The 26,520-nt window shown below is 73.4% G+C and carries 23 protein-coding genes and 1 pseudogene; 9 read left to right on the top strand and 15 right to left on the bottom strand.

The annotated features are described in order from the left end of the window. Positions 1 to 90: 90 nt before the first annotated feature. The 3 genes from ABTY15_RS20350 to deoC are packed head-to-tail and all read right to left on the bottom strand — an operon-like array spanning position 91 to position 3,483. Complete coding sequence (locus tag ABTY15_RS20350; protein WP_350593564.1) at positions 91 to 1,017, bottom strand: aldehyde dehydrogenase family protein; 927 nt, start codon at positions 1,015 to 1,017, stop codon at positions 91 to 93. Then, the gene (locus ABTY15_RS20345) at positions 1,010 to 2,491 is read right to left on the bottom strand and encodes an aldehyde dehydrogenase family protein (RefSeq protein ID WP_350593559.1); all 1,482 of its coding nucleotides are present in this window, start codon (positions 2,489 to 2,491) and stop codon (positions 1,010 to 1,012) included. Before ABTY15_RS20345 ends, ABTY15_RS20350 begins: the two co-directional genes overlap by 8 nt. 5 nt (positions 2,492 to 2,496) lie before the next feature. Further along, positions 2,497 to 3,483, bottom strand: coding sequence for a deoxyribose-phosphate aldolase (gene deoC / locus ABTY15_RS20340; RefSeq protein ID WP_350593550.1), 987 nt, complete (start codon positions 3,481 to 3,483; stop codon positions 2,497 to 2,499). 106 nt (positions 3,484 to 3,589) lie between these two features. On the opposite strand from deoC, the gene ABTY15_RS20335 reads away from it, so the two are divergent. Continuing rightward, entirely contained in the window at positions 3,590 to 4,267 is a 678-nt protein-coding gene (locus tag ABTY15_RS20335; RefSeq protein ID WP_350593544.1) for a PH domain-containing protein, read from the top strand. 85 nt (positions 4,268 to 4,352) lie between these two features. On the opposite strand, the gene ABTY15_RS20330 is transcribed toward ABTY15_RS20335, so the two are convergent. The 3 genes from ABTY15_RS20330 to ABTY15_RS20320 form a co-directional block, all read right to left on the bottom strand. Then, positions 4,353 to 6,077, bottom strand: coding sequence for a phospho-sugar mutase (locus tag ABTY15_RS20330; protein WP_350593540.1), 1,725 nt, complete (start codon positions 6,075 to 6,077; stop codon positions 4,353 to 4,355). A gap of 370 nt (positions 6,078 to 6,447) precedes the next feature. Then, entirely contained in the window at positions 6,448 to 7,269 is an 822-nt protein-coding gene (locus ABTY15_RS20325; RefSeq protein ID WP_502893546.1) for a purine-nucleoside phosphorylase, read from the bottom strand. Positions 7,270 to 7,428: 159 nt separating this feature from the next. Then, complete coding sequence (locus ABTY15_RS20320) at positions 7,429 to 7,866, bottom strand: gamma-glutamylcyclotransferase family protein (protein WP_350593530.1); 438 nt, start codon at positions 7,864 to 7,866, stop codon at positions 7,429 to 7,431. A gap of 78 nt (positions 7,867 to 7,944) precedes the next feature. Between ABTY15_RS20320 and ABTY15_RS20315 the strand changes: the two genes are divergently transcribed. Further along, a complete protein-coding gene (locus ABTY15_RS20315) occupies positions 7,945 to 9,399 on the top strand; it encodes an NAD(P)H-quinone dehydrogenase (protein ID WP_350593524.1) in 1,455 nt (484 codons plus the stop codon). 236 nt (positions 9,400 to 9,635) lie between these two features. Continuing rightward, positions 9,636 to 10,583 carry a DeoR/GlpR family DNA-binding transcription regulator gene (locus ABTY15_RS20310; RefSeq protein ID WP_502893549.1) on the top strand — a complete coding sequence of 316 codons (948 nt, stop codon included), beginning with the start codon at positions 9,636 to 9,638 and terminating at the stop codon, positions 10,581 to 10,583. A 69-nt stretch (positions 10,584 to 10,652) separates the two neighbouring features. Here ABTY15_RS20310 and ABTY15_RS20305 read toward each other — a convergent pair whose 3' ends face one another. From ABTY15_RS20305 to ABTY15_RS20285, 6 genes are all read right to left on the bottom strand, one after another. Then, complete coding sequence (locus ABTY15_RS20305; protein ID WP_350593517.1) at positions 10,653 to 12,428, bottom strand: acetyl/propionyl/methylcrotonyl-CoA carboxylase subunit alpha; 1,776 nt, start codon at positions 12,426 to 12,428, stop codon at positions 10,653 to 10,655. A gap of 236 nt (positions 12,429 to 12,664) precedes the next feature. After that, positions 12,665 to 13,399, bottom strand: a complete 735-nt coding sequence (locus tag ABTY15_RS20300; RefSeq protein ID WP_350593510.1) for a hypothetical protein — start codon at positions 13,397 to 13,399, stop codon at positions 12,665 to 12,667. A gap of 74 nt (positions 13,400 to 13,473) precedes the next feature. Continuing rightward, positions 13,474 to 14,076 (bottom strand): nucleoside triphosphate pyrophosphatase, encoded by a 603-nt coding sequence (locus ABTY15_RS20295; RefSeq protein WP_350593507.1) that lies wholly within the window; start codon positions 14,074 to 14,076, stop codon positions 13,474 to 13,476. 33 nt (positions 14,077 to 14,109) lie between these two features. Continuing rightward, on the bottom strand, positions 14,110 to 14,250 hold the full coding sequence (gene mmpB / locus ABTY15_RS39805; protein ID WP_502893545.1) for a morphogenic membrane protein MmpB: 141 nt from the start codon (positions 14,248 to 14,250) through the stop codon (positions 14,110 to 14,112). A gap of 165 nt (positions 14,251 to 14,415) precedes the next feature. Continuing rightward, entirely contained in the window at positions 14,416 to 14,637 is a 222-nt protein-coding gene (locus tag ABTY15_RS20290; protein ID WP_350593502.1) for an acyl-CoA carboxylase subunit epsilon, read from the bottom strand. Positions 14,638 to 14,662: 25 nt separating this feature from the next. Further along, positions 14,663 to 16,255, bottom strand: coding sequence for an acyl-CoA carboxylase subunit beta (locus tag ABTY15_RS20285; RefSeq protein ID WP_350593497.1), 1,593 nt, complete (start codon positions 16,253 to 16,255; stop codon positions 14,663 to 14,665). A 254-nt stretch (positions 16,256 to 16,509) separates the two neighbouring features. On the opposite strand from ABTY15_RS20285, the gene ABTY15_RS20280 reads away from it, so the two are divergent. From ABTY15_RS20280 to ABTY15_RS20265, 4 genes and pseudogenes are all read left to right on the top strand, one after another. Beyond that, positions 16,510 to 17,403 carry a biotin--[acetyl-CoA-carboxylase] ligase gene (locus tag ABTY15_RS20280; protein WP_350593491.1) on the top strand — a complete coding sequence of 298 codons (894 nt, stop codon included), beginning with the start codon at positions 16,510 to 16,512 and terminating at the stop codon, positions 17,401 to 17,403. A gap of 171 nt (positions 17,404 to 17,574) precedes the next feature. Beyond that, a complete protein-coding gene (locus ABTY15_RS20275; protein ID WP_350593485.1) occupies positions 17,575 to 18,699 on the top strand; it encodes an adenylate/guanylate cyclase domain-containing protein in 1,125 nt (374 codons plus the stop codon). Positions 18,700 to 19,082: 383 nt separating this feature from the next. Then, positions 19,083 to 20,240: pseudogene (locus ABTY15_RS20270) on the top strand (GGDEF domain-containing protein); the annotation flags it as partial. Between the two features lie 726 nt (positions 20,241 to 20,966). After that, positions 20,967 to 21,290, top strand: a complete 324-nt coding sequence (locus tag ABTY15_RS20265; protein ID WP_350593480.1) for a hypothetical protein — start codon at positions 20,967 to 20,969, stop codon at positions 21,288 to 21,290. A 10-nt stretch (positions 21,291 to 21,300) separates the two neighbouring features. Here the strand turns inward: ABTY15_RS20265 and ABTY15_RS20260 are convergent, their stop codons facing one another. Then, on the bottom strand, positions 21,301 to 21,900 hold the full coding sequence (locus ABTY15_RS20260; protein WP_350593476.1) for a TetR/AcrR family transcriptional regulator: 600 nt from the start codon (positions 21,898 to 21,900) through the stop codon (positions 21,301 to 21,303). 126 nt (positions 21,901 to 22,026) lie between these two features. Between ABTY15_RS20260 and ABTY15_RS20255 the strand changes: the two genes are divergently transcribed. Continuing rightward, a complete protein-coding gene (locus ABTY15_RS20255) occupies positions 22,027 to 23,226 on the top strand; it encodes a macrolide family glycosyltransferase (protein WP_350593471.1) in 1,200 nt (399 codons plus the stop codon). Here the strand turns inward: ABTY15_RS20255 and fdhD are convergent. Further along, positions 23,207 to 24,067, bottom strand: a complete 861-nt coding sequence (gene fdhD, locus ABTY15_RS20250) for a formate dehydrogenase accessory sulfurtransferase FdhD (RefSeq protein ID WP_350593461.1) — start codon at positions 24,065 to 24,067, stop codon at positions 23,207 to 23,209. The genes ABTY15_RS20255 and fdhD overlap by 20 nt on opposite strands. Before the next feature lie 197 nt (positions 24,068 to 24,264). Between fdhD and hutH the strand changes: the two genes are divergently transcribed. Further along, positions 24,265 to 25,842: a histidine ammonia-lyase gene (hutH, locus tag ABTY15_RS20245; RefSeq protein WP_350593455.1), complete on the top strand. Its 1,578-nt coding sequence runs from the start codon at positions 24,265 to 24,267 to the stop codon at positions 25,840 to 25,842. 36 nt (positions 25,843 to 25,878) lie between these two features. Here hutH and ABTY15_RS20240 read toward each other — a convergent pair whose 3' ends face one another. Then, a complete protein-coding gene (locus ABTY15_RS20240) occupies positions 25,879 to 26,289 on the bottom strand; it encodes a hypothetical protein (protein ID WP_350593450.1) in 411 nt (136 codons plus the stop codon). Positions 26,290 to 26,520 lie beyond the last annotated feature (231 nt).

Here is a 26,520-nt window from a genome sequence, read left to right as displayed (position 1 = left end):
GGTCCGTCCAATGACCGTCCGGGCCCTGGGGGGGAGAGGGCACTGGGGACGGCCAGTCTGTGGAGTTGTGAACTCAGCGGACGGGGACGGTCAGATCCCCATCGGGTGCCAGACCGTCTTCGTCTCCAGGAAGGAGAGTAGCCGGTCCGTACCGGGCGCATTGGTCCAGTCCTGGGCGAACGGGTCCAGCTCCGGACGGACCACCCGCTTCAGGGTATCCGCGGCGGCCGCCTCCAGGGCCGGCGCCGCGCCGGGACCGTCGGCCGCGATCGCCCCGGTGAGGTCCAGCGCGTTGACGTCCTGGTGCGAGGCCAGGGTCGGCGCGATGTCGGCGGTCTTGCCGGAGAGGATGTTGACCACACCGCCCGGGACGTCCGAGGTGGCGAGCACCTCGCCCAGCGACAGGGCGGGCAGCGGAGCGTCCGCGGCGGCCGCGACGACCACCGTGTTGCCGGTGGCGATCGCCGGGGCGATCACCGAGACCAGGCCGAGCAGCGAGTGCCCGTACCCGGCCTGCGGGGCCACGATCCCGACCACGCCGGTCGGCTCCGGGGTGGACAGGTTGAAGAACGGCCCGGCGACCGGGTTGGCGCCGCCCGCGATCTGGGCGACCTTGTCCGTCCAGCCCGCGTACCAGACCCAGCGGTCGATCGCGGCGTCCACCAGGGCGGCGGCCTTCTTCGGGCCGATGCCCTCGGAGAGGGCCACCTCGGCGGCGAACTGCTCGCGCCGGCCCTGGAGCATCTCGGCCACCCGGTACAGCACCTGGCCGCGGTTGTACGCGGTGGTGCCGGCCCAGCCCTTGACCGCCGCGCGGGCGGCCACGACGGCGTCGCGGGTGTCCTTGCGGGTGCCCAGCGGGGCGTTGGCGAGCCACTCGCGCTTCCCCGCCGCGTCAGCGGCTGATGCAGCCCTCGTCACCTCGTACACCCGCCCGCTCTCGGAGCGCGGGAACTTCCCGCCGACGTACAGCTTGTAGGTCTTGAGGACGTCAAGACGCGCAACGACATCAGACATCGAGGTAGGCCTCCAGACCGTGGCGGCCACCCTCGCGGCCGTAGCCCGACTCCTTGTAGCCGCCGAACGGCGAGGTCGGGTCGAACTTGTTGAAGGTGTTGGCCCAGACCACACCGGCCTTGAGCTTGTTGGCCATCCAGAGGATGCGCGAGCCCTTCTCCGTCCAGATGCCGGCGGAGAGGCCGTACGGGGTGTTGTTGGCCTTCGCGACCGCCTCCTCGGGGGTGCGGAAGGTCAGCACCGAGAGGACCGGGCCGAAGATCTCCTCCTGCGCGATCCGGTGGGCCTGGCTGACGCCGGTGAACAGGGTCGGCTTGAACCAGAAGCCGGTGCCCGGGAGTTCGCAGGCCGGCGACCAGCGCTCGGCGCCCTCGGCCTCGCCGGCGTCGGTCAGCGCGGTGATCCGGGCCAGCTGCTCGGCCGAGTTGATGGCACCGATGTCGGTGTTCTTGTCCAGCGGGTCGCCGACCCGCAGGGTGGCCATCCGGCGCTTCAGGGCGTCCAGCAGCTCGTCCTGGATCGACTCCTGGACCAGCAGGCGCGAGCCCGCGCAGCAGACGTGGCCCTGGTTGAAGAAGATGCCGTTGACGATGCCCTCGACCGCCTGGTCGAGCGGCGCGTCGTCGAAGACGATGTTGGCGGCCTTGCCGCCCAGCTCCAGCGACAGCTTCTTGCGGGTGCCGGCCAGCTGCTTGGCGATCGCCCGGCCGACCGGGGTGGAGCCGGTGAAGGCGACCTTGTTGACGTCCGGGTGCGCGGTCAGCGCGGCGCCGGTGCGGCCGTCACCGGTGACGATGTTGACGACGCCCTTCGGCAGACCGGCCTGGCGGCAGATGTCGGCGAAGCGCAGGGCGGTCAGCGGGGTCGTCTCGGCCGGCTTGAGGACGACCGTGTTGCCGGTCGCCAGCGCGGGCGCGATCTTCCACGCCAGCATCAGCAGCGGGAAGTTCCACGGGATGACCTGGCCGGCCACGCCCAGCGGCTTCGGGGCGGGACCGTAGCCGGCGTAGTCCAGCTTGTCGGCCCAGCCCGCGTAGTAGAAGAAGTGCGCGGCGACCAGCGGGAGGTCGACGTCACGGGTCTCGCGGATCGGCTTGCCGTTGTCGATCGACTCCAGGACGGCCAGCTCGCGGCTGCGCTCCTGGATGATCCGGGCGATCCGGAACAGGTACTTGGCGCGCTCGCTGCCCGGCAGCGCCGACCAGTCGGCGAAGGCCTTGCGGGCGGCGGCGACGGCGCGGTCGACGTCCTCGTCGGTGCCCTGGGCGAACTCGGCGAGCACCTGCTCGGTGGCCGGGTTGACCGTCTTCAGGGCCTCGCTGCCGGAGGAGTCGACGAACTCGCCGCCGATGAAGTGGCCGTAGGAGGTGGCGATGTCACCCGCGGCGGCGGGGGACTCGGGAGCCGGGGCGTACTCGAAGAGGCCTCCGGCCGGCTTGGCCGTGAGCTCCTCGACGTTCTTCTTCTTGGCCATGGTGATCAGTCCACCGTCACGTAGTCGGGGCCGGAGTAGCGTCCGGTGGCGAGCTTCTGGCGCTGCATCAGCAGGTCGTTGAGCAGGCTGGAGGCGCCGAAGCGGAACCAGTGCGGGGTCAGCCAGTCGTCGCCGAGGGTCTCGTTGACCATCACCAGGTACTTCATGGCGTCCTTGGTGGTCTTGATGCCCCCGGCGGGCTTCACGCCGACCTGGACGCCGGTCTGCGCGCGGAAGTCGCGGACCGCCTCCAGCATCAGCAGGGTGACCGGCGGGGTCGCGTTGACGGCGACCTTGCCGGTCGAGGTCTTGATGAAGTCGGCACCGGCCAGCATCGCCAGCCAGGAGGCGCGGCGGACGTTGTCGTACGTCTGCAGCTCACCGGTCTCGAAGATCACCTTGAGGTGGGCGTAGCTGCCGTCCGGGCGCTTGCACGCCTCCTTGACGGCGACGATCTCCTGGTAGACGTCGAAGTAGCGGCCGGAGAGGAAGGCGCCGCGGTCGATCACCATGTCGATCTCGTCGGCGCCGGCGGCGACCGCGTCGGCGGTGTCGGCGAGCTTCACCGGGAGGGCGGCACGGCCGGCCGGGAAGGCGGTGGCGACGGAGGCGACCTGGATGTCGGTGCCCCGCAGCGCGTCCTTCGCGGTGGCGACCATGTCCGGGTAGACACAGATGGCGGCGACGCGGGGGGTGGTCGGGTCGGTCGGGTCGGGGGTCCTGCCCTTGGCGCACAGCGCGCGCACCTTGCCGACCGTGTCCGCGCCTTCCAGCGTGGTCAGGTCGATCATGGAGATCGCCAGGTCGATGGCGTACGCCTTCGCCGTGGTCTTGATCGAGCGGGTACCGAGGGTGGCGGCACGCGCCTCCAGGCCGACCTGGTCGACGCCGGGCAGGCCGTGCAGGAAGCGGCGGAGCGAGGCCTCGGACGCCGCAACGTCCTGAAGGCCGCTGCCCGCAACGCCGGGGGCATTGGCTGCAACAGTGGACATAGTCACCAGACCAGCATATCTACGCGCGTAGCCGACCGCTAGAGGGCCCACCTTTCGTGGCCGGACCGAGACCTCATCATGGGAGGCATGGGGCAGAATCGAGGCCATGACCGATTCCGACGGCAAGCCCCACCAGGGCTCGGCCGCCCCCGACGGGGAGCCCGGGTACGCGGACCGCGTGTACCGCTCCGTTCCCGGCGTGATCTCCGGAGTGCTGCTGCTGGCCGTCGCCGGCTGGTTGATCGTCGACGCCGCGCTGAACGGCACCGGGAAGACGCCGTACGTCTCGCTCGCCGCGGTGCCGCTGTTCGCCTTCCCGGTGATCGCCTACACCCTGCGGCCGGCCGTGCTGGCCAACGACCGGCGGATCGTGGTGCGCAACCCGTGGCGGACGATCACCGCCCCCTGGGCCGCGGTGGACGCGCTGCGCGCCGGGTACTCGGTCGAACTGCTCGCCGAGGGCAAGAAGTACCAGGTGTGGGCGGTGCCGGTGTCGCTGCGCCAGCGCAAGCGGGCCAGCCAGGCCCGCCAGCGCGGCGGGGACCAGCACGTCTCCCGGATGGGCGTGGTCTTCGGCAACCGGCCGTCCACCCCCGAGGTCCAGGGCTCCTCGGACCCCACCCGCGCCTGGTCCGACCAGGTGACCGGTGTCCTCCAGGAGATGGCCGAGCGCAATGCCTCCCGCCCCGATGCGACCGGCCCGGTCGTGGTCCGCTGGTGCTGGTGGATCATCGCCCCCACCCTGGTCGGCCTCGCCGCCCTGATCACCGTCATCGCGGTCTGACACCCCCGGGACACCCTGACGCCCCGGACACACCGAAGGGGCCCGCCGGTCGCACACCGGCGGGCCCCTTCGTCGTACCGGGGTGTCAGGAGGTGATGCCGGCGGCTCGGGCGAGGTCGTCCTTGACGGCGTCGAGGAGGGCGGTGGCGCGGGCGCGGGTGGCGGTGAGGTCGGCGGCGGTGGCGACCGGGAGGACGACCTCCAGGTAGCACTTGAGCTTGGGCTCGGTGCCCGACGGGCGGACCACGATGCGGGCCGAGCGGACGGCCTCGCCGGCCAGGTAGTAGCGCAGGCCGTCGGTGGGCGGCAGCTCGGCGGAGCCGGCGCTGAGGTCGTCGGCGCGGGTGACCTGGAGGCCGGCCAGGACGGTCGGCGGCTGCTCGCGCAGGCGGCGCATCGCGTCGGCGATCAGCGAGAGATCCTGGACCCGGACGGACAGCTGGTCGGTGGCGTGCAGGCCGTGCTCCAGCGCCAGGTCGTCCAGCAGGTCGCTCAGGGTGCGGCCGGACTTCTTCAGGGTGGCGGCCAGCTCGGCGACCAGCAGGGCGGCGGTGATGCCGTCCTTGTCCCGGACGCCCTCCGGGTCGACGCAGTAGCCGAGGGCCTCCTCGTAGCCGTAGCGCAGGCCGTCGGCGCGGGAGATCCACTTGAAGCCGGTCAGGGTCTCGGCGTAGCCGAGGCCCGCGGCCTCGGCGATCCGGCCGAGCAGGGTGGCGGAGACGATGGTGGTGGCGAAGGTGCCCTCGGCCTTCTTGGCGACCAGGGCCGCGCCGAGCAGCGCGCCGACCTCGTCGCCGCGCAGCATCCGCCAGCCGGAGGTGCCGTTGCCGCTGCCGGCGGCGTTGCCGTTGACCGGGACGGCCACCGCGCAGCGGTCGGCGTCCGGGTCGTTGGCGATCACGATGTCGGGGCCGACCGAGGCGGCGGTGCGGAAGGCGAGGTCCATCGCCCCCGGCTCCTCCGGGTTGGGGAAGGCCACGGTCGGGAAGTCCGGGTCGGGCTCGGCCTGTTCGGCGACCACGGTGGGCGCCGGGAAGCCGGCCCGGCGGAAGGCGGCGACCAGGGTGTCGCGGCCGACCCCGTGCATCGGGGTGTAGACCACGTCGAGGTCGCGCGGGCTGTGCTGGTCGACGATGGTGACGGCCCGGTCGAGGTAGGCCTCGATCACGTCCTCGCCGAGCACCTCCCAGCCGTCCGCGGCGAGCGGGAGCTCGGCGAGCGAGCCGATGGCGTCGATCTCGGCGGCGATCCCGGCGTCGGCGGGCGGGACGATCTGCGAGCCGTCGCCCAGGTAGACCTTGTAGCCGTTGTCCTGCGGCGGGTTGTGGCTGGCCGTGACGGTCACGCCGGCGGCCGCGCCGAGGTGGCGGACGGCGAAGGCGAGCACCGGGGTCGGCAGCGGGCGGGGCAGCAGGGCGGCGCGCAGGCCGGCGCCGACCACCACGGCGGCGGTGTCCCGGGCGAAGTCGTACGACTTGTGGCGGGCGTCGTAGCCGATGACGACCAGGTCGCCGAGGTTCTCCTTCTTCAGGTACGCGACCAGGCCGGCCGCGGCCCGGATGACCACGGCGCGGTTCATCCGCATCGGGCCGGCGCCGAGTTCGCCGCGCAGGCCGGCGGTGCCGAACTGGAGCCGGTCGGAGAAGCGTTCGGTGAGCTCCGCCCAGGCGAGCTTGCTGTCCGCCTCGGCCTCCGGGGCCTCGGCGCGGGCCAGCAGGGCGGTCAGCTCCTCGCGGGTCTGCGGGTCGGGGTCCTCGGCCAGCCAGGCCCGGGCCCGGGCGAGGAGGTCGGTGGTGGGTGCCTGCGTCATCCCAACTCCTTGGGTGGGTACCCCGGATGCGGACCCGGGGGGTCTGAACGGGTGATACTCTCTGTGGTGCCTTGGTGACGATAGGCGTTCGCCGAGGCCTACCGCCGGGCCGGCGGGAAGTCAGGTCTGTGGAGCTGGTGTAGGACCGATGGGCGGCACACCGTCCCCTGCTGGTGATCCAGGTCGGCAACCGGCGATGAAGCAGAAACGCCCGCTCGCGAGGGAGAGCGGCCGCGACTTCGGGCGCGGTGAGGTCAAGGCTGCCAGCTCCATCGCGAAGCGACGGGTGGCACGCGGACGGGGCCCGCAGGCGGGTGTGATCAGCGGATCACGACCGCCTGCGGGCCCCGTCGCTCATGCCTGGTGGGCGTCAGATCCGCTCGAGGACCTTCGCCAGCAGCTCACCCATGCGCTCGGCGGAGGCCTTGCCGGCCTCCAGCACCTCTTCGTGGTTGAGCGGCTCGCCGGTGATGCCGGCGGCCAGGTTGGTGACCAGGGAGATGCCCAGCACCTCGGCGCCGGCCTCGCGGGCGGCGATGGCCTCCAGGGTGGTGGACATGCCGACCAGCTCGCCGCCGATCACCCGGGCCATGTTGACCTCGGCCGGGGTCTCGTAGTGCGGGCCGCGGAACTGGACGTACACGGCCTCGTCGAGGGTCGGGTCGACCTCGCGGCAGAGGGTGCGCAGGCGCTTGGAGTAGAGGTCCGTCAGGTCGACGAAGTTGGCGCCGACGATCGGGGAGTCCGCGGTGAGGTTGATGTGGTCGCTGATCAGGACCGGCTGGCCGGGGACCCAGCCCTGGCGCAGGCCGCCGCAGCCGTTGGTCAGCACGATGATGCCGCAGCCGGCCGCGGCGGCGGTGCGCACGCCGTGGACGACGGTGGCCACGCCGTGGCCCTCGTAGTAGTGGTTGCGGCCGAGGAAGATCAGGGCGCGCTTGTCGCCGATCTTCACCGAGCGGATCTTGCCGGCGTGGCCGGCCACGGCGGGGGCGGGGAAGCCCGGGAGGTCGGTGACCGGGAACTCGGCCACGGTCTCGCCCAGGGCGTCGGCGGCCGGCACCCAGCCGGAGCCCATCACCAGGGCGACGTCGTGCCGCTCGGCACCGGTCAGCTCGCGCAGGCGCTCGGCGGCGGCCTGGGCGGCGGCGTAGGGGTCGGCGGAGACGACCGACTGAGGAGTTGCGTTCACGGGTCCGAGGATAGACGGGAATCGGCTACGCGCGTAGAAAATCAAGCGCGGCATGCCGGATCGTTACCCGGTTGACCCGAAAACACAGCTCGGTGGCGCTTTTCGGGTGACGGGCTCGTCGGTACGCACAGGAGCCGCGGCGGGGCCCGGAGCCGCCGGTCAGCAGGGCCGGCGGCGAAGGTCCAGCACGTAGTCGTGCGGGGCGCCGGCGCTCTCCGCCGCGTCGGCGATCAGGCCGAGGTAGCGGGCCGCGGGCAGGCCGCCCTCGTAGTCGTTGAGCACGTACGTCCAGACCGGGATGTCGCCGTCCAGGGTCTGCGCGCGCAGCTTGATCTTGCGGTAGATGCCGAGCTGGACCCCCTCCCAGCGGTCCAGGCCCTCCTCGTCCATCGGCGCTACGTCGTACAGCGAGACGAAGACCCGGTCCTTCTCGTCCTCGACGACGGTGGCCAACGAGCCCTCCCAGCCGAGCTGTTCGCCGCCGAAGGTGAGCCGCCAGCCGTCCAGCCACCCGGTGCCGCGCAGCGGGGAGTGCGGGGCGCGGCGGGTCATCTGCCGGGCATCGAGGTTGGTGGCATACGCGGCGTAAAGGGGCATGGGGGTCAGCGTACGGTCAGTGGGCGATCGCACAGAAGCCCGGACCCCGGCGTGGCAGCACTCTCGGCGTGCGGGACAATGGTGCACGTGACTCGGATCGTGATCATCGGTGGCGGACCCGGCGGCTACGAGGCGGCCCTGGTCGCCGCACAGCTCGGCGCGGAGGTGACCGTCGTCGACCGCGACGGTCTGGGCGGATCGGCGGTGCTCACGGACTGCGTTCCGTCGAAGACCCTGATCGCGACCGCGGAGGTGATGACCACCTTCGACAGCTCGTACGAGGAGCTGGGCATCATCGTCGCGGACGACACCCCGCCCAACGAGGTGGCCGCCCGGGTCATCGGCGTGGACCTGGGCAAGGTCAACCGCCGTGTGAAGCGCCTGGCGATCGCGCAGTCCCACGACATCACCCAGTCGGTCACCCGCGCCGGGGTCACCGTGCTGCGCGGCCGCGGCCGGCTCGGCGCCGGCGGGCAGGCCGTGGACGGCTCCCGCGAGGTGCTGGTGGACGCGCCCGACGGCACCGTCCAGTCGCTGCGCGCCGACGCGGTGCTGATCGCGACCGGTGCCCACCCGCGCGAGCTGCCGGACGCCCAGCCGGACGGCGAGCGGATCCTCACCTGGACCCAGGTGTACGACCTGGAGGAGCTGCCGCGCGAGCTGATCGTGGTCGGTTCCGGTGTGACCGGCGCCGAGTTCGCCGGCGCCTACCAGGCGATCGGCTCCAAGGTCACCCTGGTGTCGAGCCGCGACCGGGTGCTGCCGGGCGAGGACCCGGACGCCGCCGAGGTGCTGGAGGACGTCTTCCGCCGGCGCGGCATGAACGTGATGAGCCGCTCCCGCGCCGAGAGCGCCAAGCGCATCGGCGACAAGGTCGAGGTGACGCTCTCCGACGGCACGGTGATCGAGGGCACGCACTGCCTGATGGCGGTCGGCTCGATCCCCAACACCGCCGACATGGGCCTGGAGGAGGCCGGGGTCAAGCTCAACGACTGGGGCCAGATCCAGGTCGACCGGGTCTCCCGCACCAGCGCCCCCGGCGTGTACGCGGCCGGCGACTGCACCGGCGTCTTCATGCTCGCCTCGGTGGCGGCCATGCAGGGCCGGATCGCGATGTACCACGCCCTCGGCGACGCGGTGCAGCCGCTGAACCTGAAGACCGTCGCCTCCAACGTCTTCACCGACCCGGAGATCGCCACCGTCGGCTACACCGCGGCCGACGTGGAGTGCGGCAAGATGGACGCGGTCGTGGTCAAGCTGCCGTTGCGCGGCAACCCGCGCGCCAAGATGCAGGGCATCCGGGACGGCTTCGTGAAGCTGTTCTGCCGCCCGGGCACCGGCATCGTGGTCGGCGGCGTGGTCGTCGCCCCGCGCGCGAGCGAGCTGATCCACCCGATCTCGCTCGCGGTGGACGCCAATCTGACGGTCGAACAGGTGGCCAGCGCCTTCACCGTCTACCCGTCGGTCTCCGGCTCGACCGCCGAGGCTGCCCGGCAGCTGCACATCCGCAAGCGGGCCGACGGCGAATCCTGAGCATCCGGCGCACAGTTGAGGGCGGCTGCCGATCGGCGGCCGCCCTTCGCGCGGGCCGGCGCATCACCCGTACGGCGGGCGCAGTAGCGGGTTGCTGACGGCGCGTATTGTACGGTCACGCGCCGCTCGGGCGTGAGCATTTCCCGCTACCAGCTGCAAACGCCTGAAAGCAGACGGTCACGCAGGTTACCGTCGGTTCTGTGTTTGCAGCAGAACGTCGCCAGTTGATCCTCGAAATGGTGCGCGCCAACGGAGCCGTCTCGCTCCGGGAGTTGGCCCGCGTCGTCCAGACCTCCGAAGTGACCGTGCGCCGCGACGTACGGGCGCTGGAGGCAGAAGGGCTCCTCGACCGCCGGCACGGCGGCGCGGTGCTCCCCGGCGGCTTCAGCCGCGAACCCGGCTACCCACAGAAGACCCACCTCTCCGCGGCCGAGAAGAGCGCCATCGCGGACCTCGCCGCCGGCCTGGTGGAGGAGGGCGACGCGGTGGTCGTCGGCGCCGGGACCACCACCCAGGAGCTGGCCCGCCGGCTGGCCCGGGTGCCCGGTCTCACCGTGGTCACCAACTCGCTGCTGGTCGCCCAGGCGCTGGCGCACGCCAACCGGGTGGAGGTGGTGATGACCGGTGGCACGCTGCGGGGCTCCAACTACGCGCTGGTCGGCAGCGGTGCCGAGCAGTCGCTGCACGGGCTGCGGGTCTCCAAGGCCTTCGTCTCGGGCAGCGGGCTGACGGCCGAGCGCGGGCTGTCGACGGCGAACATGCTGTCCGCGAGCGTGGACCGGGCTCTGGTGCAGTCGGCCGCCGAGGTCATCGTCCTCGCCGACCACACCAAGCTCGGCGCGGCGGGCATGTTCCAGACCGTCCCCACCGAGACCATCACCCGGCTGGTCACCGACGAGGGTGCCACCGCCGACGACACCACCGCCCGGGAGCTGGACGCGCTGGCCGACTGCGGGGTGCAGATCGACCTGGCCCCGCTCGGCGCTGCCCCCACCGGGGACGCCCCGGTGCACGGCACCGGCAGCGGTCCCGTCCACCAGACCCAGCCCGGTCCGCTGGCCCGCCGGGCCGCCCCGCCCCCCGGCGGCGCCCCGCTGCCCGGCCAGCGCCGCCCCGGCGCGCACGGCGGCCCGGGCGGCCTGCCGGTCCGGCTGGCCGAGCTCGGGGTCCCGCGCGGGCGGTGAGGCCGGAAACGCGACCGGTCCGCACACCCCCGTGGGGCGTACGGACCGGTCGGTCGAGGCTCCGGGACGTCAGTCCTTGATCTCGCAGAGCGCGGCGCCGCTGCTGACGCTGGCGCCCACCTCGGCCTTGAGGCCGACGACGGTGCCCGCCTTGTGGGCGTTCAGCGGCTGCTCCATCTTCATCGCCTCCAGGACCACGATCAGCTCGCCCTCGGCGACGACCTGGCCCTCCTCGACGGCGACCTTGACGATGGTGCCCTGCATCGGCGAGGCCAGGGTGTCCCCGCTGACCGCCGCACCGGCCTTCTTGGCGCCGACCCGGCGCTTGGCCTTCGCGGCACCCGCGGCACCGGCCGCCGGGGCCGCCGAGACGCCCAGCGAGGACGGCAGCGAGACCTCGATCCGCTTGCCGCCGACCTCGACCACGACGGTCTCCCGGCCCTCGGCCTCCTCGCCCTCACCGGCCGCGCCGGTGAACGCCGGGATGGTGTTGTCGAACTCGGTCTCGATCCACCGGGTGTAGACCTTGAACGGTCCGTCCTCGCCGTGCACCTCGGGCGCGAACGCCGGGTCGACGACGACCGCCTGGTGGAACGGGATGGCCGTGGCCATGCCCTCGACCTTGAACTCGGCCAGCGCGCGCTTCGCCCGCTCCAGGGCCTGCTTGCGGTCCCGGCCGGAGACGATCAGCTTGGCCAGCAGGGAGTCCCAGGCCGGGCCGATGACCGAGCCGGTCTCCACGCCGGAGTCCAGCCGGACGCCCGGGCCGGACGGCGGCGCGAACAGCGTGACGGTGCCGGGCGCGGGCAGGAAGTTGCGGCCCGGGTCCTCGCCGTTGATGCGGAACTCGAAGGAGTGACCGCGCACCTCGGGGTCGCCGTAACCCAGCTCCTCGCCGTCGGCGATCCGGAACATCTCGCGGACCAGGTCGATCCCGGTGACCTCCTCGGTGACCGGGTGCTCGACCTGGAGACGGGTGTTGACCTCCAGGAAGGAGATCGTGCCGTCCACCGCCACCAGGAACTCGCAGGTCCCGGCGCCGACGTAGCCGGCCTCCTTGAGGATGGCCTTGGACGCGCGGTACAGCTCGGCGTTCTGCTCCGGGGTCAGGAACGGCGCGGGCGCCTCCTCGACCAGCTTCTGGTGCCGGCGCTGGAGCGAGCAGTCACGGGTGGAGACGACCACGACGTTGCCGTGCTGGTCCGCCAGGCACTGGGTCTCGACGTGCCGCGGGTTGTCCAGGTAGCGCTCCACGAAGCACTCGCCCCGGCCGAAGGCGGCGACCGCCTCGCGCACCGCGGACTCGTACAGCTCCGGGATCTCCTCCAGGGTGCGGGCGACCTTGAGGCCGCGGCCGCCGCCGCCGAACGCCGCCTTGATAGCAACCGGCAGGCCGTGCTCCCGGGCGAACACGACGACCTCGTCGGCGCCCGAGACCGGGTCCGGAGTGCCCGCGACCAGCGGCGCGCCGGCGCGCTGGGCGACGTGGCGGGCGGTCACCTTGTCGCCCAGGTCGCGGATGGCCTGCGGCGGCGGACCGATCCAGGTCAGGCCCGCGTCGATGACGGCCTGGGCGAAGTCGGCGTTCTCCGACAGGAACCCGTAGCCGGGGTGGACGGCGTCGGCGCCGGAGTCCTCCGCGGCCTTCAGGACCTTGGCGATGTCCAGGTAACTGGTGCCGGGGGTGTCACCGCCCAGCGCGTAAGCCTCGTCGGCCGCGCGGACGTGCAGCGCATCCCGGTCCGGCTCGGCGTAGACGGCGACGCTGGCGATACCGGCGTCCGAGCAGGCCCGGGCGACGCGGACAGCGATTTCCCCGCGGTTGGCGATGAGCACCTTGCGCACTGTGGCTCCCTTCTTGAACCTCGACGAGTTTATGGATTCCTGGGCGGTACCGGCGAGTAGCCCCAGGTTGTGAACTATCCCACACGGACGGTGATGAATTTCCGGGGTGGCGCCGCCGCCCCGCGGACGACGCCGCAGGTCGCGCCCGGTACGGCCGGACCGGGTGGGGCCACGGCGGGTGACCGGGCGGCGGCGTGGCGGGGCGGTGGCATGGAACACACTCTGGCGCAGCCGACTCAGGCGGCGGTGGAGCGGGCGGCGGGACGGCGCAGCGCCTCGGCCGTGACGTCGGCGGCCACCTCCACCATGTCCGGCCCGTACGCCTCCGGGTTGACCACCCGCAGGACGAGCGCGAAGGTGCCGTCCCTGCCGTGCTTGCGGGCGAGTTCGCGGTGGTGGGCGACCAGGTAGCGGACGCCCGCCTGGTTGGCGGTGCCGGTCTGGCCCGAGATCAGGAAGACCGGGCGCCCGCCGTCCGGGGTGGCGATCCGGGCCAGCAGGGTGTGCGCCTGGTCCTGGTCGGCGATGAAGTCGCGGTCGCCGACCAGGATCACGTTGCTGCCCGGCTCGGGCCCGGAGGTGACCAGCGCCCCCGGCAGGCCCCAGGCCAGGTGGGCGGCCATCCGCTCGTTGCTGACCGGGCCGCCCAGGCAGAGCTCGGTTTTGACGCCGAGGCCGCGGTTGGCCGCGTCGTGCGCGACCAGTTCGGGCCGCGCCCCGCACTCCTCGACCAGTCCGGCCAGCCACATCAGCGCGTAGGCGTCCCGGCGGGTCACGGTGTTGGCGTGCGAGCCCGTCCCGACGCTGCGGGGCACCACGATCAGGCACTCGCTGCCGGCCGGCAGCCCGAAGAACGCCCGCACCCGCTCCACCCGGCGGCGCCGGCGCAGGGCCTGCGCGAGCCAGCCGAGCCCGGCGCTGATGGCGCTCGCCACCAGCCCCAGCACCACGTTGAGCACGCTGTCGGTCATCGCCGCGTCCCCTCCCCGTTCGAAACGGCGGCCAGCCTAGTGCGGGCTGTGGCCGAACGCCCAGAGCGGGAGCGTCACTTGGTCCAGAGATCCGTGATGCGGACGCCGAGTTCGGCGAGCAGGGTGCGCAGCAGCGGCAGGGAGAGGCCGATGACGTTGCCCGGGTCGCCGTCGATGCCCTCGACGAACGGCGCCGAGCGGCCGTCCAGGGTGAACGCCCCGGCCACGTGCAGGGGTTCGCCGGAGGCCACGTACGCGGCGATCTCGGCGTCGTCCGGGGTGCCGAAGCGGACGGTGGTGGAGGCGGTCGCCGAGGACTGTTCGCCGGTCACGGTGTCGATCACGCAGTGGCCGGTGCGCAGCACCCCGGCCCGGCCGCGCATCGACCGCCAGCGAGCAAGGGCCTCGGCGGCGTCGGCGGGCTTGCCGAGGGCCTGGCCGTCCAGCTCCAGGACGGAGTCGCAGCCGATCACCAGCTCACCGCCGGTCAGTTCGGCGGCGACGGCCTTCGCCTTGGCCTCGGCCAGCACCAGGGCGAGCTCGGCCGGGGTGGCGGCGTTGATCGCGTCCTCGTCGACGCCGCTGACCACCACGCGCGGGTCGAGGCCCGCCTGGCGCAGCAGCCCGAGACGGGCGGGGGAGGCGGAGGCGAGGACGAGGGTGCGCTGGTCGGTCATGCCCACCAGGGTAGGGCGTGCCCGTGTGGCCGTTCAGGTGAACAGCAGGCACAGCATCATCAGGGCGGAGCCGACCAGCACCATGGCGGCCAGCACCTGCCCGGCGCGTTGCATCCGTTCCTGCATCTGCCGCGCCTCGGGGGAGGGTTCGTCGCGAGGGTCTGACCAGAGCACCCGTTCAGAGTGCGCCGCGCCCGGGTCCGGGCGCCTGAGTATCCGTACTCAGGTTTCGGGCGATCCGGGCGGGTCCGGGCGGGTCGGGGCGGGTCGGAAAAAGCAGACGGAGTGGGAAGTCGACCAGGTCGACTTCCCACTCCGTGCGTCTGCTTCAGTGCCGGGTCAGCGCGCCCAGCCGGAGGTCCGCCAGGCGTGCGGGCCCGGGTGGAGGGCCGGGCGGAGCATGCGGGCACGGTCGTTCCACGGGGAGGCCGGGCCGGCACCGGACAGGCGCGCCGCCTCGGCGGCGGCCTGCGCGGCGGCGGCCCGGGCCTGGACCACCGCCAGGACGGTGGCAAGCTCCTCGGGGGTCGGCTGCCCGTGCAGTACGTGGATCGGGGCCATGGTTCGATTCTCTCCCGACGAGGGCCTACAGGGGGATGTTGCCGTGCTTCTTCGGCGGCAGCACCTCGCGCTTGCCGCGCAGCGCCCGCAGGCCCCGGACGATGTGCCGGCGGGTCTCGCTCGGCGCGATCACCGCGTCCACGTAGCCGCGTTCGGCCGCCAGGTACGGGTTCAGCAGGGTGTCCTCGTACTCGGCGACCAGCTCGGCCCGCCGGGCGTCGACGTCCTCGCCGGCCGCGGCGGCCTCGGCCAGCTCGCGGCGGTAGACGATGTTGGCCGCGCCCTGCGCGCCCATCACCGCGATCTGCGCGGTCGGCCAGGCCAGGTTGAGGTCGGCGCCCAGGTGCTTGGACCCCATGACGTCGTACGCGCCGCCGAAGGCCTTGCGGGTGATCACGGTGATCAGCGGGACGGTGGCCTCGGCGTAGGCGTAGATCAGCTTGGCACCGCGGCGGATGATGCCGTCCCACTCCTGCTCGGTGCCGGGCAGGAAGCCGGGCACGTCGACGAAGGTCAGCACCGGGATGTTGAACGAGTCGCAGGTGCGGATGAAGCGGGCGGCCTTCTCGCTGGCGTTGATGTCCAGGCAGCCGGCCAGGTCCATCGGCTGGCTGCCGACGATGCCGACGGAGTGGCCCTCGACCCGGCCGAAGCCGGTGATGATGTTGCCCGCGAACAGCGGCTGGGTCTCCAGGAACTCGCCGTCGTCGACGATGTGCTCGATCACCTTGCGCATGTCGTACGGCTGGTTCGCCGAGTCCGGCACGATGGTGTCGAGTTCGAGGTCCTCGTCGGTGACGGTGAGGTCCGCCTGCTCGGGGTAGGCCGGCGGGTCCGAGAGGTTGTTGGACGGCAGGTACGAGAGCAGGCTCTTGACGTACTCCACCGCCTCCTTCTCGTCCGCGGCCAGGTAGTGCGCGTTGCCGGACTTGGTGTTGTGGGTGCGCGCGCCGCCCAGCTCCTCCATGCCGACGTCCTCGCCGGTGACGGTCTTGATGACGTCCGGGCCGGTGATGAACATGTGCGAGGTCTGGTCCGCCATCACCACGAAGTCGGTGATCGCCGGGGAGTACACCGCGCCGCCCGCACAGGGGCCCATGATCAGCGAGATCTGCGGGATCACCCCGGAGGCGTGCACGTTGCGGCGGAAGATCTCGCCGTACAGGCCGAGCGAGACCACGCCCTCCTGGATCCGGGCGCCGCCGGAGTCGTTGATGCCGATGACCGGGCAGCCGGTCTTCAGCGCGAAGTCCATCACCTTGACGATCTTCTCGCCGAACACCTCGCCGAGGGAGCCGCCGAACACGGTGAAGTCCTGGGCGAAGACCGCGACCTGACGGCCGTCCACGGTGCCGTAGCCGGTCACCACGCCGTCGCCGTACGGGCGGTTCTTCTCCTGCCCGAAGTTGGTCGAACGGTGCCGGGCGAACTCGTCGAACTCGACGAACGAGTCCTCGTCCAGCAGCTCCGCGACCCGCTCGCGGGCCGTCAGCTTGCCCTTGGCGTGCTGCTTCTCCACGGCCTTGGCGGAGCCGGAGTGCACCGCCTCGTCGAGCCTGCGCCGCAGGTCGGCGAGCTTGCCGGCGGTGGTGTGGGGGTCGTACGGCGCCTCGGTCATCCGGTGGCTCTCCCTGATCCATGGCCGCGACCTGTTCGAGTGCGCGCGGGCCGGTGTGGGGGCTCGCGCAGGAGGGCAGGGCGGCGCTGCGAACTACCGTTGAGTAGCGTAGCCAGCGCGCAGGGCCATGCGTAACGCCCGGCCGTTATGGTCAGCGACACAGTGTGTCGGCGCGCGTTCTGCGGCACGATGGGGCGGTCTGGCCCCAGGCCCGCGTCCCACCGTCGGGCGCGTCCCGCCTCTAGGGTGGCCCCATGACCGCACCCGAGACCCCCCGCCGCAGTGGACTGCGCGGCTTCGGCCAGAGCGGGCCGTCGCCGTGGACCGATCTGGACCGGCCGCCGCTGGACGAGGCGGCGCTGCGCCGCGACCTGGTGGTGCCGGGCGGGTTCTGGACCTCGTTGGACGTCGTCACCGAGACCGGCTCCACCAACAGTGACCTCGCCGCCCGCGCCCGGGCCGGTGCCCCGCAGGGCGCGGTGCTGGTCGCCGAGGCGCAGAGCGCCGGGCGCGGCCGGCTGGAACGGCAGTGGACCGCCCCCGCCCGCTCCGGGCTGTTCCTGTCCGTCCTGCTGCGCCCCGAGCAGGTGCCGGTCGAGCGGTACGGCTGGCTGCCGGTCCTGGTCGGGGTGGCGGCGGCCAGCACCCTGCACCGGGTCGCCGGGGCCGAGGTCGGACTCAAGTGGCCCAATGACCTCCAGGTCGAGATCGACGGCGCGGAACGCAAGATCGGCGGCATCCTCACCGAGCTGAGCGGCGGCGCGGTGGTCGCCGGCCTCGGCCTCAACGTCTCGCTGCGCGAGGCCGAACTGCCCGTCCCCACCGCCGCCTCGCTCGCGCTGGCCGGCGCCGAGGTCACCGACCGGAGCATCCTGCTGCGCGCCCTGCTGCGCGAGTTCGCCGACCTGTACCGGGAGTGGACGGCCGCCGCCGGCGACCCGCACGCCAGCGGACTGCTGACCGCCTACCTGGACCGCTGCACCACGCTCGGCCGCCAGGTCAGGGTGCACCTGCCCGGCGACCGGGAGCTGACCGGCGAGGCGGTGGCCATCGACGGCGACGGCCACCTGGTCGTCCGCACCGCCGACGGCGCACGCCGGGCGGTCGGCGCGGGCGACGTCGTCCACGTGCGCCCCGAGCCCCGCTGAACGGCAGTCTTCACCTCACCTTGACCCGGGCGGATGCCCCGGATCACGCGATTCCGTGCGAACATTCCACCTGGCAAGGGTGTGAGGAGCGCCACTGCCCGCCGGGTGGCGGGCGCGCGCCCGGACAGCTAGGACACGAGGCAAGTGCGGCGACCGCACGGGGACGGACCGGTGGCAGAGGACGGCAGCAGCGGCGCGACGGCGGGCACCCACGACCCCACGGTCGCGCTCGAACTGGAACGCCTGATCCTGGACGCGCCACGCCGCTACACCCCGTACCAGGCCGCGCGGGCCGCCGACGTCCCGATGGAGCTGGCGACCCGCTTCTGGCGGGCCATGGGCTTCCCGGACATCGGGCAGTCCCGGGCCCTCACCGACGGTGACGTCATCGCGCTGCGGCGGCTCGCCGGCCTGATCGAGTCCGGCCTGCTCAGCGAGTCGATGGCGATCCAGGTCGCCCGCTCCACCGGGCAGACCACCGCGCGGCTGGCCGGCTGGCAGATGGACACCTTCCTGGAGAACCTCACCCAGGCCGTCGAACCCGGGCTGACCCGCGCCGACGTCGCCTACCCGCTGGTCGAACTGCTGCTGCCGGAGCTGGAGCAGTTCCTGGTCTACGTGTGGCGCCGACAGCTCGCCGCCGTCACCGGCCGGGTGGTGCAGGCCGCCGAGGACCACGAGATCACCAGCGGTCGGCTCGCTGTCGGCTTCGCCGACCTGGTCGGCTTCACCCGGCTCTCCCGCCGGCTGGAGGAGGAGGAGCTCGGCAAACTCGTCGAGACCTTCGAGAACACCTGCTCCGACCTGATCGCCGGCCAGGGCGGCCGGGTGATCAAGACCCTCGGCGACGAGATCCTCTACGTCTCCGAGGACCCGGGGACCGCCGCCGAGATCGCGCTGAGCCTGATCGAGGCGCTGGCCGAGGACGACACCATCCCGGCGCTGCGGGTCGGCATGGCCTTCGGCACGGTCACCTCGCGGATGGGCGACGTCTTCGGCACCACCGTCAACCTGGCCAGCCGGCTGACCTCCATCGCGCCCAAGGACGCGGTGCTGATCGACGGGGAGTTCGCCGTCGCGCTGGAGCAGAACGGCAGCGTCGCCCCGGCCGACGCGGACGGGCCCGGCCTCGCCGAGGCGCTCTCCGCGGCGGCCGGGATGCCCGCCTCCGGCCTGCCGGTGCCGGGCCCGGACGCCGGGCACCGGTTCAACCTGCAACCGATGTGGCGGCGGCCGGTGCGGGGGCTGGGGCTGGTCGAGCCCTGGCTGTTGTCGCGGCGGCTGCGCGAGGAGTAGCGGGAGCCCCGGGCCCCGGGCCCGAGGCGATGCTTCGCGGTCGGCTCTTCGGGCGGCGAACGGTTGAAACCCGTACGGTCCGGTGCGGGTCCATCTCGGCAAACGGGGCATAACCGAACGAAATCGCCATAGTCTTGGTGCAAGCGGCCGGGCTTTCGGGCTGGGCCGGCGGGCTGGCCTGTCGCGCTGGGGCCTTCGGGCCGGGCTGTCGGGCCGGTCCTTCGGGCCGGGCGTGACCGGGCACCACCGAGCACAGGGAGCGAGGCGAGCCGGTGAGCAGCGAGGCGATCATGACGGACCGCGGTTGCGACTGCGGCCGCCCCCACCAGCCGGACCCGCTGCCCGACCTGCGGTTGCAGTCGGTGGTCGAACTCGCCCAGGACATGGCGGGCGCGCTCACCCCCTTGGAGGCCGTCCGGGCCGCCGCCGCCCGGGCCACCGAGGCGCTCGGCGCCACCATGGCCGCCGTCTCGGTCTGGGACCGCGAATCCGGCCGGCTGCGGGTCCTGGTCAACCACGGCGAACTCGCGGCCGGCGAGGAGGAGCTCCCCGAGGACGAGTCGTACCCGGTGGCCGACTTCCCGGAGATCGTCACCTACCTGGAGGAGCGCTGGACCACCGGGCGCCTGCCCCGCGCCTGGCTGCAGACCGCCGAGAACACCGAACCGCACGCCGGGCACGCACACCCCACCGCCGGCGCGTACTGCCAGGAGCGCGCCGCGGCGCTGCGCCGGCGCGGACGGGCCTGCTGCGTCGTCGCGCCGATCGTGCTGCACGGGCAGGCCTGGGGCGAGCTCTACCTCGCCCGGTCCGTCGGGATGCCCGAGTTCACCGAGGCCGACGCCGAGTACGCCACCCTCCTCGCCGCCCAGGTCTCGGCCGGCCTCGCCCAGACCGAGCGCCTCGCCGACCTGCGCAAACTCGCCTTCTCCGACCCGCTCACCGGCCTCGCCAACCGGCGCGCCGTCGACGCCCGGCTGGAGAGCGCCCTGACGGCGCACAACCGGGACAACACCGTCGTCTCGCTGGTCGTGTGCGACGTCAACGGGCTCAAACGGGTCAACGACCAGCTCGGCCACGAGATGGGCGACCGGCTGCTGGAACGATTCGCCCACCAACTGTCCCTGGCCGCCGCCAAACTCCCCGGCAGCCTCGCCGCCCGGCTCGGCGGCGACGAGTTCTGCCTGCTGGTCGAGGGGCAGAAGGCCGACGAGGTGGTCGCCGTCGCCGAGGAGCTGTGCGCCCGGGCGCTGGCCCTCTCCGAGGGCGAGGGCGTCGCCTGCGGGGTCGCCTCCACCGGCGACTCGATCGGCCCCGTCACCACCCCCGACCGGCTGTTCCGCCTCGCCGACGCCGCCCAGTACCGGGCCAAGGCCGCCCGCGCCGCCCACCCCGTCGTCGCCGGCCGCAGCCACGGCCCCGGCTTCGCACCCGACCCCACCGTCCTGCTCGCCGACGCCGCCGACCCGCACCACCGCGCCGACGGCCGCCGGGGCCCCGTCGGCCGGGCCGGCGCCGGGGACCGGCGGCGCTTCCGCGGCGCCGCCCACAGCGCCGACCCCGGACAGCTGCTCACCGCGGTCCTCGCCGCCCTCGACCAGGCCGCCACCGCCCGGGCCGTCCACCCCGCCGACACCCTCGGCAAGCTCGTCCTGGTCGCCGAAACCTCCGCCCGGCTGCTGGACGCCGTCGGCTGGTGGGTCTCGTACGTCCCGCCCGGCTCCCAGCTGATGCGCACCGCCCAGCACGCCGTCTACCGGATGACCAGCGGCCCCAGCAGCAGCCGCGCCGAGACCCAGCGCGCCCAGATCGAGGCCCCCGACGCCGTCTTCGACCTGCGCCACTACCCGATGACCCGCCGCGCCGTCCGCGGCGGCGCCTTCGCCCTCCGCGCCGGCGCCGCCGGCAACGACCCGGCCGAAGAGGCCATGCTCGTCGTCTCCGGCTACCGCGGCATGGTCGCCGCGGGCGGCCAGAACCCCGCCGGCGGCTGGCTCGTCGAACTCTTCGCCGACGACGCCACCCTCCCCCTCGGCCAAGCCGCCTGCGCCATGCGCGCCCTCGTCTCAGTAGCCCTCTCCGGCCCGGCCTCCCCACCCACCCTGTAGCGCCCTGTTCCGCCGTCGCGCCGCGCGCCGGGGGATGTGCCGGTTTGGTGACCGGCGGGTTGCGGGTGGGTCGCGGTCGGGGGCCGGGGGGTGTTGGCGGGGTGGGGGTGGTGGGAGCGTGGCCGGTGGCGGCAGGTGGCGGGGACGGGAGGGCGTGCGGTGGGCAGACGGCTGGTGGGTGCGGCGGTGGCGGTGGTGCTGCTGTTCGGGGGCGGGGTGGCGGTGGCGGCTCCCGCCGCCCCGGGTGCTCGGGCGGTGACCACCCCGGCGGCCGCGCCGACTCCGGTGGCGGTGGGGCACGCGCGGGCGGCGACGCACCGGATCACCGGGTTGGCGGCCTCGCACGGCAAGCGCAAGAACAAGAAGAAGAAGGGTTTCTTCGGCCGGGCGATCGGCCGGGTGCTGGCGTTCGTCGCCGTGGCGCTGCTGCTCGTGGTGCTGGTCGTCCTGGTGGTGCGGATGCGGCGCCGGAACAGCCGCTAGTCCGTCGGGCTCAGCCCGCCGCGCCGAGGGCGCGCAGGGCGGCGTCGACCAGGCGGTCGGCGTGGGCCTCGTCGAGCGGGCCGAGGCGGTGCAGCCAGCGGTAGTGGAGCGGGCCGTAGAGCAGCTCGATGGCGAGGTCGAGGTCCGTGTCGGGGGCGAGCTGGCCGGCCTCGCGGGCGCTGCGGAGGCGTTCCCGGGTGACGTCGAGCAGTGGGTCCAGCAGGCGGGCGCGGTATTCGGCGAACATCGCGGGGTCGTTGAGCACCTCCGACGTGATGGCGCGGTAGGTGCGGTCGAGGGCGGGGTCGGCGAGTTCGGCGGCGGTGGGGCGCAGGACGGCCCGCAGGTCGGCCGCGAGGTCGCCGGTGTCGGGGAGGGCGAGGCCGCCCTCGTGCTCGCCGGCGGCGAGGAACGCGTCGAAGACGACGGCGCCCTTGGAGGGCCACCAGCGGTAGATGGTCTGTTTGCCGACGCCGGCCCGGGCGGCGATCGCCTCGATGGTGAGTTTGCCGAAGCCGACCTCGGCGACGAGTTCGGCGGCGGCGGTGAGGATGGCGGCGCGCGAGCGTTCGCTGCGGCGGGCCGGGTCCGGGGCGGTGGTGCGGCGCATGGCCGGAATCCTACTCCGATGACGAGACGGAACGTATTGTCTTGACGCATCGCCAGGGATGTCGCATGGTGGAGTGCATCAGCGAGACGAAACGTCTCGCCTCGTTGCGACCCCCGGAGGTACGTCATGACCCGCCCCGCACACATCCTCATGGCCTCCATCCCGGCGCACGGGCACGTCAACCCCAGCCTCGCCGTGATCGCCGAGCTGGTCGCCCGGGGCCACCGGGTGAGCTATGTCAACGACGCCTCCTTCGCCGGGCTCGTCGAGTCGACCGGCGCCCGGTTCGTCCCGTACCGGACGAGCCTGCCGCTCGCCGAGGATCCGAGCGGCTGGCCGGAGGACCCGGTGGCGATCCAGGAGCTGTTCCTGGACGACGCCCTCGCGATGTACCCCGTCCTGCTGGAGGCCTTCGCGGACGACCGCCCCGACCTGGTGCTCTGCGACATCGGCGGGTACGCCGCCCGGGCGTACGGCGAGCGGCTGGGCGTGCCGGTGGTGCAGCTGTCGCCCACCTTCGTCGGCTGGGAGGGCATCGAGCAGGACCTGCCGGAGGTGTTCGAGGCGGTCCGCAACGCGCCCGGCGGCGCCGAGCACTACCGGCGCTTCGCCGACTGGCTGGCCGAGGCCGGGGCGGTGCAGCGCGACGTGGACGCGTTCAAGGGCCGCCCGGAGCGGGCGCTCGCCCTGATCCCGCGTGCCCTGCAGCCCCACGCGGACCGGGTCGACGAGCACCGCGTCACCTTCGTCGGGCCCTGCTTCGGCGACCGCGCCCACCAGGGCGAGTGGCACCGCCCGAAGGACGCCGAAAAGGTGCTGCTGGTCTCGCTCGGCTCGGCGTTCACCCACCGGCCGGCGTTCTACCGGGCCTGCGTGGAGGCCTTCGGCGGGCTGCCCGGCTGGCACGTGGTGTTGCAGATCGGCAAGCACACCGACCTCGCCGAACTCGGCGAGCTGCCGGCCGGCGTCGAGGTGCACCGCTGGGTGCCGCAGCTGTCGGTGCTGGCCCAGGCGGACGCCTTCGTCACCCACGCGGGCATGGGCGGCGCCGGCGAGGGGCTGTTCCACGGCGTGCCGATGATCGCGGTGCCGCAAGCCGCCGACCAGTTCGCCAACGCGGACGCGCTGGTGGCCCTGGGGGTGGCCCGCCGCCTGGACACCGACGCGGCCACCCCGGCGGCGTTGCGCGGCGCCCTGCTGGAACTGCTCGGCGACCCGGAGGCGGCCGACCGGCTCAAGGCACTGGCCGCCGCCGGACGGGCCGAGGGCGGCACCACCCGGGCGGCGGACCTGATCGAGGCGGAGCTCAGGAGCCGGCCGTGCTGAGGGCCGACGGAACGGCCTCGGCGATCCGGTCCGGGCGGGTGTAGACGTTGGCGCTCTCGCCGCGCAGGAAGCCGACCAGCGTCAGGCCCAGCTCCTCGGCGAGGTCCACCGCGAGCGAGGACGGCGCCGAGACGGCCGCCAGCAGCGGGACGCCCGCGAGCGCGGCCTTCTGGGTGAGCTCGAACGAGGCCCGGCCGCTGACCAGCAGGACGTGCCCGGTCAGCGGCAGCCGGCCCTCCCGCAGCGCCCAGCCGACCACCTTGTCCACCGCGTTGTGCCGGCCGACGTCCTCGCGGGCGCAGAGCAGTTCGCCGGTGGCCGCGTCGAACAGGCCGGCCGCGTGCAGGCCGCCGGTGGACTCGAAGGTCCGCTGGGCGGCCCGCAGCCGGTCCGGCAGCGCGTACAGCAGCGACGGCGGGACGGTGAGCGGGTCCTCGCCGACCGGGTGGCGGACGTGGGTGCGGACCGCGTCCACGGTGTCCCGGCCGCACAGGCCGCAGGCGCTGGTGGTGAGCAGGTTGCGGTGCGCGGACAGCGGCAGCGCCCGGGCGGTACCGCGCAGGGTCGCGTCGACCACGTTGTAGGTGTTGGCGCCGCTCTCGTCCGTCCCGGCGCAGTACCGCAGCGCGGCCAGCTCCTCGGAGGTGTGCACCAGGCCCTCGCCGACCAGGAAGCCCGCCACCAGGTCGAAGTCCTGCCCGGGGGTGCGCATGGTGACGGTCAGCGGCTCCCCGCCGAGCCGGATCTCCAACGGCTCCTCCGCGGCCAGCGCGTCCGGCCGCACCCCGCGCTCCGCCCCCCGCAGCCGTACCACCCGCCGCCGCGCCGTCGCCCGCGTCATCGCGTCTCCCGCCTCCGTGTCCGTCGGTGCCGTGTCCGTCCGTGCCCGTCGTTCCCGGCCCGTCGCTCCCCAGCGTGCGGCACGGACCGGGCGGAGTGAAAATCCTGCTGCCGGGGTGCCGGGAGGGGTTCGCTGGTCCGAATGGCGTCAGACGGTTGTCATATCTTCATTCACCTGCTCTGATTATGTATATGGATATGCACAGTGCTGTGGCCCCCGACGCTCCGCTGGTCCTGGTCGGCAAGGCCGACGTGAGTGCCGAGGACGTGCTGGCCGTTGCCCGGGGGAATGCCCGGGTCGAGATCGGTCCCGACGCGCTCGCCGAGATGGCGGCCGCGCGTGCGCGGATCGACGCCCTCGCGGCCGAGCCGCGTCCCGTCTACGGCGTCTCCACCGGGTTCGGCGCGCTCGCCGTCCGGCACATCAGCCCGGAGCTGCGCGCCCAGCTGCAGCGTTCACTGGTGCGCTCGCACGCGGCCGGGATGGGCCCGGTGGTCGAGCGCGAGGTGGTCCGCGCGCTCGTCTTCCTGCGGATGAAGACGCTGGCCTCCGGCCGGACCGGGGTGCGCCCGCTGGTCGCGCAGACCATGGCCGCCCTGCTCAACGCCGACATCACCCCGGTCGTCCGGGAGTTCGGCTCGCTCGGCTGCTCCGGCGACCTCGCGCCGCTGTCGCACTGCGCGCTCGTGCTGATGGGCGAGGGCGTCGCCACCGGCCCGGACGGCGTGGAGAAGCCCGCCGCCGAACTGCTCGCCGCCGCCGGCATCGAGCCGGTCGAGCTGCTGGAGAAGGAGGGTCTGGCCCTCATCAACGGCACCGACGGCATGCTCGGCATGCTGGTGATGGCCATCTCCGACCTCAGCCGCCTGTTCACCACCGCCGACATCACCGCCGCGATGACGCTGGAGGCGCTGCTCGGCACCGACAAGGTGCTCGCCCCCGAGCTGCACGCCCCGATCCGCCCGCACCCGGGCCAGGCGCTGAGCGCCGCCAACATGCTGGCCGTGCTCAAGGACTCCGGCCTCACCGGCCACCACCAGGACGACGCGCCGCGCGTCCAGGACGCCTACTCGATCCGCTGCGCCCCGCAGGTCGCCGGCGCCGGCCGGGACACCCTCGCGCACGCCCAGCTGGTCGCCTCCCGCGAGCTGGCCGCCTCGGTCGACAACCCGGTGGTGCTGCCGGACGGCCGGGTGGAGTCCAACGGCAACTTCCACGGCGCCCCGGTCGCGTACGTGCTGGACTTCCTCGCCATCGCCGCCGCCGACCTCGGCTCCATCTCCGAGCGCCGCACCGACCGGCTGCTCGACAAGGCCCGGTCGCACGGTCTGCCGGCCTTTTTGGCCGACGACCCGGGCGTGGACTCCGGTCTGATGATCGCCCAGTACACCCAGGCCGCGCTGGTCAGCGAGAACAAGCGGCTCGCCGTCCCGGCCTCGGTCGACTCGATCCCGTCCTCCGCGATGCAGGAGGACCACGTGTCGATGGGCTGGTCGGCCGCCCGCAAGCTGCGGCAGGCCGTCGAGAACCTCGGCCGGATCCTGGCCGTCGAGCTCACCGCCGCCGCCCGCGCGCTGGAGATCCGTCAGCAGGCCGACGGGGCCGGCCGGATCGCCCCGGCCACGGCGGCCGCGCTGGCCGCCGCCCGCGAGGCCGGGGTCGAGGGCGCCGGGCGTGACCGCTTCCTCTCGCCGGACCTGGAGGCCGCCGCCGCGCTGGTCGCCTCCGGCGAGCTGGTGCGGGCCGTGGAGAAGGTCACCGGGCCGCTGGCCTGACGTTCGCCCGGTGGTCGCGGGGCGATTGGGAAGGCCCTAGTCCCAGTCGTCCCGCGACCGCGTGCGCTGCTCCTCGCGGCGGTCGGCGAAGGCGGCGGCGAAGTTGACCCCGACGATGCCGGCCCAGCAGGCCAGCAGGCCGATGATGCCGCCGTGCCCGGGGTCGCCGGCGATCGCGGTCAGCGGGATGCCGAGGGCCAGCGAGACCACGGCCAGCCGGCTGCCGGGGCGCGGGCCACCGCGGCCCGGGCGGCGGGAGCGGTGCCGGTACGCGGGCTCGTCGTCCAGTCGGGCGGCGACCGAGCGCTCGACCCGGGCGTCCAGGCGGGCGTCGAGGCGCTTCATGAAGGAGTCGACCAGCTCCGACTCGTACTCCTTGCCGAGTTCCTTGCGGGCCTGCAGGGTGGCGTCGAGGTCGCGCCGCAGTTCGTCCTGGCGAGTGTCCATGGGAGAAGCCTGGAGCCGCGGCGGGGCCCGGTCCATCCGTTCGCGGGGGGAATCCGGGCGGGCTCAGGGAGAAATCAGGGTTACCCCGAGCCGCGCGCCCCCCGGTGTCCGCCCGCAGGGAACGCCGTCCGCCGGGAACGCCGTCCGCCCACCGGACGTCTCACCCGGCGTTCCGCCGTACGAGACGTCTTTGCCAGGCGCGACGCGCTGCTGCACAGTCGTCGTCCACAC

The organism is Kitasatospora sp. NPDC097643 (assembly GCF_040302625.1).
Taxonomy (GTDB): domain Bacteria; phylum Actinomycetota; class Actinomycetes; order Streptomycetales; family Streptomycetaceae; genus Kitasatospora.
Note: the sequence above shows the minus strand (reverse complement) of the source record. Positions and strands in the feature narration are given on the sequence as shown.